The organism is Streptomyces albidus (ex Kaewkla and Franco 2022), from assembly GCF_013870515.1.
In the GTDB taxonomy this organism is placed as follows: domain Bacteria; phylum Actinomycetota; class Actinomycetes; order Streptomycetales; family Streptomycetaceae; genus Streptomyces; species Streptomyces albidus.
In genome coordinates, this window is the sequence record NZ_JACBXA010000285.1 from 1 (window position 1) to 6759 (window position 6759).

Consider the following 6759-nt stretch of genomic DNA (forward strand, 5'->3'; position numbering starts at 1 on the left):
GGCGGCCCCCGCTTCCGCCGGAACGGAGAACGAGCCCGGCAAATCGCGGGAGGAACTGGTCGCCGACGTCTTCGCCTCGGTGCTGCGACTGCCCGAAGTCGCCCCGGAGGACAGCTTCTTCGACCTCGGCGGCGACAGCATCGTCTCCATCCAGCTGGTGAGCCAGCTGCGCAAGGCGGGGCTGGTCCTCACACCGCAGGACGTCTTCGAGCACAAGACCGTCAGGGCGCTGGCAGCCGTGGCACGCGAGACCACACGCGCTACCGGAGGCGAGACCTCGTCCGGAGTGGGCGAGGTCCCGCTCACCCCGATCGTGCACTGGCTGCGTGAACTGGACGGTCCTGTCGACGGGTTCCACCAGGCGGTGCTGCTCCAGGTTCCGGGCGGGCTGCGCGAGGACCTGCTGACGAAGGCGGTGCAGGCGCTCTTCGATCACCACGACGCGCTGCGCCTGCGCCTGGAGAAGTCCTCCGGGGAGTGGAAGCTCGCCGTACGCCCGCCCGGCGCGGTGCCCGCGTCCTCCTGCATCCGGCGCGTCGACGTCACGCAGCTCGGCGGCGACTTCGCCGAGGCCATCGGCCGCGAAGCGGGAAGGGCCAAGGAGGAACTGGACGTCCAGGCGGGCACGATGGTGCGCGTCCTGTGGTTCGACGCCGGTGACGACGCACCGGGCCGGCTGATGTTCATGGGCCATCACCTCTCCGTCGACGGAGTTTCCTGGCGCATCCTGGTGCCCGACCTGGCCGCCGCCTACGAGGCGTTCGAAGCGGGGAACGAGCCCCGGCTCCAGCCCGTGGAGACGTCGTTGCGGCACTGGGCCCGCTCCCTGTCCGCACAGGCGCGGGAGGAGCAGCGCCTCGCCGAACTCCCGTTGTGGACCGAGATGCTGGACACCCCGGGCCCGCAGCTGGCCAGCCGTCCCCTCGACCCGGCGCGGGACACCACCGGGCGGGCGCGTTCACACCTGCTGACCTACGGGGCGGAACGCGCCAAGCACCTGTTCACCACCATCCCCGCCGCCTTCCACTGTGAGATCAACGACGTCCTCCTCACCGCGCTCGCACTCGCCGTCCGGCGCTGCCTCGGCACCGAGGGGGACGTGCTGATCGACGTCGAGGGACACGGCCGCGAACCGGTCGTCCCGGGTGCCGATCTCTCCCGTACGGTCGGCTGGTTCACCAGCATGTACCCGGTGCGCCTCGCACCGGGTGAGGCCGGCGAGTCCACGACCGCGAAGGGCGTGGGCCGTGAACTGGGCCGCGCGCTGGGCCGGGTGAAGGAGCAGCTGCGCGCGATCCCCGACAAGGGCATCGGCTTCGGCATGCTCCGCTACCTGAACCCCGAGACGTCCCTCTCGCTCGCGGCGGCCCCCCAGCGGCACATCGGCTTCAACTACTTCGGCAGGTTCCTGCTGCCCGCTGCCGCGGGGGAGCGCGACTGGGCACCGGCACCGGAGACGACGATGAGCGCGGGGGCCGACGCGGACATGCCGCTGACCCACCCGCTGTCCATCAACGCGCTGACCCAGGACGCACAGGACGGCACGGAGCTGTCCGTCTCCTTCGTGTGGCCCGAAGGGGTCGTCGACGAGGAGACGGTCCGGGACGTGGCGGACGCCTGGTTCGAGATCCTCGACTCCCTGGCCGAGTACGCGACGCAGCCCGGAGCGGGCGGCCGTACACCTTCGGACTTCCCGCTGGTCACCCTCGACCAGGGCGAGATCGACGCGCTGGAGGAGACGCATCCGGACCTGGAGGAGATCCTCCCGCTCTCGCCGCTCCAGCAGGGCATGCTCTACCACGTGCTGCTCGGCGCTCTGACCGGCGACGAGGACGGCACCGAGGAGGGTGACGAGGCCAGGCACAACCTCTACACCGTGCAGCTGTCGCTCGATCTCGAGGGCGCGCTGGACGCGGAGCGGATGCGGGACGCCGGTCAGGCGCTGCTCCAACGCCACGGCAACCTGCGTGCCGCCTTCGTGCACGACGGAATGCGCCAGCCGGTGCAGGTCGTCTGCGGAGACGCCCGACTCCCTTGGCGCACCGAGGACTTGAGCGCGCTGACGGGGGACGGGCTGGAGCGCGAGGCACGACGGCTGATGCGCGCCGAGAGGGGCCGCCCCTTCGATCCGTCCCGGCCGCCGATGGTGCGGATGATGCTGCTGACGACAGGCGAGAACCGCTACCGGCTCGTCCTGACGACGCATCACATCCTGCTGGACGGCTGGTCGTTGCCCGTGATCGTGCGGGAGCTGTTCGCCCTCTACCGGGAGGCCGTCTCAACGGACGGCACGGCGGAGGAACTTCCCGCGATCACACCGTTCCGCGAGTACCTCTCCTGGCTCGAAGGCGTCGACTCCGAGGAGGCGGAGGGCGCGTGGCGCGAAGCGCTCGCCGACCTGACCACCACGACCCGGCTGGCGCCGGACGAGGGCGACCGGGAACCGAAGCCGCCCGCGCACGTCGCCGTCGAACTCCCGGAGGAGACCACGACGGCTCTGGTGGAGATGGCCCGCCGTCACGGGGTGACGCTCAACACCGTCCTCCAGGCCTGCTGGGGCGTGCTGCTGGGCGCCTCCACCGGGAACGAGGACGTGGTGTTCGGGTCCGTCGTCTCGGGCCGGCCCGCCGAACTGCCGGGCGTCGAGACGATGGTGGGACTGTTCATCAACACCGTGCCGACGAGGGTGCGGCTGAACCCGGACGAGTCGCTGGGCACGGTGTTCGTACGGCTCCAGCAGGAGCAGACACGGCTGATGCCGTACCACCACATCGGCCTCGGTGAGATCCGCCGGATCACGGACATGGGCGACATGTTCGACACCGTGATGGCGTTCGAGAACTACCCCATCGACGGTGTGATGGACGAGCCCGCTCCGGGTCTCGCCCTGAAGGGTGCCGGAGGTGACGACGCCCCGCACTACCCGCTGGGTCTGATCGTCTCGGCGAGGGGCGAGCGCCTCTTCCTGCGGCTGGACTACCGTCCGCACCTCCTCGAGCGTGAGCACGTGGAGGAGCTGTCAGCCCGCTTCGAACGGCTGCTGACGACGGCTGCGACCGACCCGGCCCGAAGCGTCGGCGCCGTCGAAGCCGACGCTCCGGATGCGACGGACGCGACGGGCGTGCCGGGCACCGCGCACACTGCGGAGGCGGCGAAGGAGCCGGAGGCCGCCGCCGAGTCCGGCACCGGCACCTTTGAGGACGGCGGGCAGAACGAGGCCAGCGGCATCGGCGTACTGCTGCCGCTGCGCGAGGAGGGAAGCCGTCCGCCGCTGTTCTGCGTGCATCCGGCTGCCGGCATCGCCTGGTCCTACGCGGGCCTCACGACACCGCTCGGCACGGACCAGCCCGTCTACGGCCTCCAGGCGCGAGGTCTGGACGGCACGGAGGTGCTGCCGGCTTCGGTGAAGGAGATGGCCGCGGACTATCTCAAGAAGGTCCGCCAGGTGCAGCCCAGCGGCCCGTACCAACTGCTGGGGTGGTCGTTCGGCGGCCTGGTGGCCCACGAGATGGCCGTGCAGCTCCAGTTGAGCGGTGAGTCGGTCGGTCTGGTCGCGATGCTCGACGCGTTCCCCTCGGGTCCACCGGACTCCCAGAGCTCCCCGGAAACCGTGGGAAGTGAAGGGGAGGGGTGCGAGGCCGACCCGGACGGCGGAGTGGGAGCCGTGCTGGGGCTCATTCTGGAGTTCTTCGGCTACGACCCCTCCGGCTGGGAGGGCGAGACGCTGACGTACGCGCGGTTCCTGGAGGTCGCCCGTGAGCGCACCGGTCTGCTCGCCACCTTCGACGAGGCGCGGGTCGCGGCCATCTGCCGGATCTTCCTGAACAACGGGACGATCGCACGCGCCCACACCCCGGGCCGGTTCGCGGGCGACGCGCTGGTGTTCGCGGCACGCGAGACCGATGTGCAGGTCGCGGCGGAGCTGTGGCTGCCGTACCTGGACGGCGGGAAGCCGGAGGTGCGGTCCGTGGAGCATTCGCACGGCCAGATGGGACGGCCGGACGCGCTCGGCGAGATCGGCCGTCTGCTGCTGCCCCGGATGCAAGGGGACCCGACGGTTCCCGGGAACACCCCGTGAGCGTGCGCCCTGACACGGGCGGCGCGGGCGAGGGGAGCCGGGAGAGCGGCCAAGTGCCGCTCTCCACGGCCCAGTCCGGCATGTGGCTGGGCCAGGCACTCGCGCCGCACTCGGCCCGCTACCACGTGGGCATCGGCGTCGAGGTCTCCGGGACGCTGGACCCGGAGACCTTCGAGTCGGCGTTCCGGCACGTCATCGGTGAAGCGGAGGGGCTTCAGGCCCGCTTCACCGTCGGGGACAGGGGGGAGCCGCGGCAGCAGATCGGGCCGCTGCCCTCTTGGAGCGTGCCGTTCGTGGACCTGCGGGGTGAGAAGCACCCGCTGCGCGCGGCGACGGCGTGGATGCGCGCGGACCTGGCGCGCCCCTTCGACCTCGCCCGTGGCCCGCTCTTCCGCGGGGCGCTGCTCCAGCTCTCGGATCTCAGCGCGTGCTGGTACCTGGGAGCCCACCATCTGATCCTGGACGGCTTCAGCTCCTCCCTCTTCGCGCGTCGGCTGGGGGAGGTCTACGCCGCGCTGGAGGAGGACAAGCCGCCCTCCGCCGGCGAGTTCGGGCCGCTCAGCACCCTGCTGGAGGACGAGTCGGAGTACCGGGCCTCACAACTCGTCGACACCGACCGCGAGTTCTGGCAGGCGAGGACGGCGGACCGTCCCGAAGCGGGTGACCTCGCCTGGTCGCCGGGGGAGTCACTCCCGCTTCCCGGAGCGGACGGCCTCCCGGTGCGCCGAAGCGTCGTGATCCCCCCTGAGACCTGGCAGAAGGTGCAGGACTCGGCTCGCCGACTCGACGTGCGGTGGCCCGCGTTGGTGATGGCGGCAGCGGCGCTGCTCGTGCACGCCCGTACGGGTGGGGGCCGGGACGGCGAGGTGATGCTGGGACTGCCCGTGACCGCGCGGGTGGGCGCAGCCGTCCGCTCAGCACCGGGAATGGCCTCGAACGTGGTGCCGCTGAGGGTTCCCGTCGCGCTGGAGCAGCCGGTGGCGGACCTGGTGCGGGCGGCCGGTGCCGAACTGCGGGAGGTCCTCGGCCATCAGCGTTACCGCTACGAGGATCTGCGCGGCGATCTCGGCCTGACCGGCGGGACGGGACGGCTGTACGGGCTGGCCGTGAACGTGCTGCCCTTCGACTACGGCAGGCTCTTCGCGGGGCGTCCCGCCGTGATGCGCAACGTGGCGATCGGCCCCGTCGAGGACCTGTCCGTCACCGTCTACGAGGACGCGGAGCGGTCCGGTCTGCGCGTCGACCTGGACGCCGACCCCGCCCGCTTCACCGAGGCCGAAGCAGGCGCCGAGGCACGCCGGTTCGCCCGCCTGCTGGACCTCGTCGCCTCGGACCCGGGCCGTCCGGCCGGGTGGCTCGATCCCCTCACGCCCGGAGAGCGGCGGTCCCTGGTGCCGCGCCCCACGGAGGCCGCGTCCAGCCGCGTGCAGAATTCCTCGGGGTGCCTTCCCGAGCTCGTCGAGCGCTGGGCGGCGCGTGACCCCGGAGCCACGGCCGTCACCGCGCCGGATGCGGCGCTGTCCTACGGGGAACTCAACGCTCGCGCCAACCGCCTGGCCAGAGCTCTCGTCCGGCGCGGCGCCGGCCCTGAGCGAATGGTCGCCGTCCTGCTTCCGCGAACGGCGGACCTCGTCGTCGCGATCCTCGCCGTGGCCAAGACGGGCGCCGCGTATCTGCCCCTCGACCCGCGCTGGCCCGACGAACGCGTCGAGACGATCCTCGCCGACGCACAGCCGCTCCTCACACTCACGCAGGACGAACTCTCCGAGGCACACGGCGAGTTGAGCTCCGAGAATCTGACCGACGAGGACCGCGGCGCACCGCTGTCGCCCTCGGACGCGGCCTACGTGATCTACACCTCCGGCTCCACGGGACGCCCCAAGGGCGTCGTGGTCCCGCACAGCGGCGTCGTCACGCTCCTGAAGGACGTCGCCGCCCCGTTCGGCTTCGACCAGGACGACGTGTGGACGATGTTCCACTCCTGCGCCTTCGACTTCTCCGTCTGGGAGATGTGGGGAGCCCTCGCGCACGGCGGGCGGCTCGTCGTCGTCGGCCACGAAGTGAGCCGGTCGCCCAGGGAGTTCCTCGACCTGCTGGCCCGCGAGCGCGTGACCGTACTGAACCAGACGCCCTCGGCATTCCGTTCCCTCGACGCGGCCGACGCGGAGGACGGGCCGCGCGGCCGTGAACTGGCCCTGCGCTACGTCGTCTTCGGCGGGGAGGCCCTGCGCCCGTACCGGCTGCGCGCCTGGCGCGAGCGGCGCGGCCTCGGACAGCCCGGCTCTCCCGCCCTGGTCAACATGTACGGCATCACGGAGACCACCGTCCACGCGAGCAGGCTCGATCTGAACGAGGCCCGTCTCGCCGAACGGGGAAGCCCCATGGGCACGGCGATCCCCGGTACGCGGTTCTACGTGCTCGACAGCAGGCTGCGTCCGGTGCCTCCCGGAACCACGGGCGAGCTGTACGTGGCGGGTGCCGGCGTCGCACGCGGCTACCTCGGCCGACCGGGGCTGACCGCGTCACGGTTCGTGGCCGATCCCTTCGGCCCGCCCGGATCGCGGCTCTACCGGTCCGGAGACCTCGCCAGATGGCGGGCCGACGGCGGACTGGAGTACGCGGGCCGGGCAGACGAGCAGATCAAGGTGCGCGGCTTCCGCATCGAGCCGGGCGAGATCGAG

Annotated in this window: 2 protein-coding genes; both read left to right on the top strand. The window is 71.7% G+C overall.

The features are described 5' to 3' along the window. On the top strand, nt 1-4078 hold a 4078-nt coding region (locus H5J26_RS26715), incomplete at its 5' end, for a condensation domain-containing protein (protein ID WP_235981157.1). Next, nucleotides 4075-6759 (top strand): non-ribosomal peptide synthetase (locus tag H5J26_RS32330; RefSeq protein WP_181768536.1); only part of this gene is annotated, 2685 nt, incomplete at its 3' end. The genes H5J26_RS26715 and H5J26_RS32330, both read left to right, overlap by 4 nt.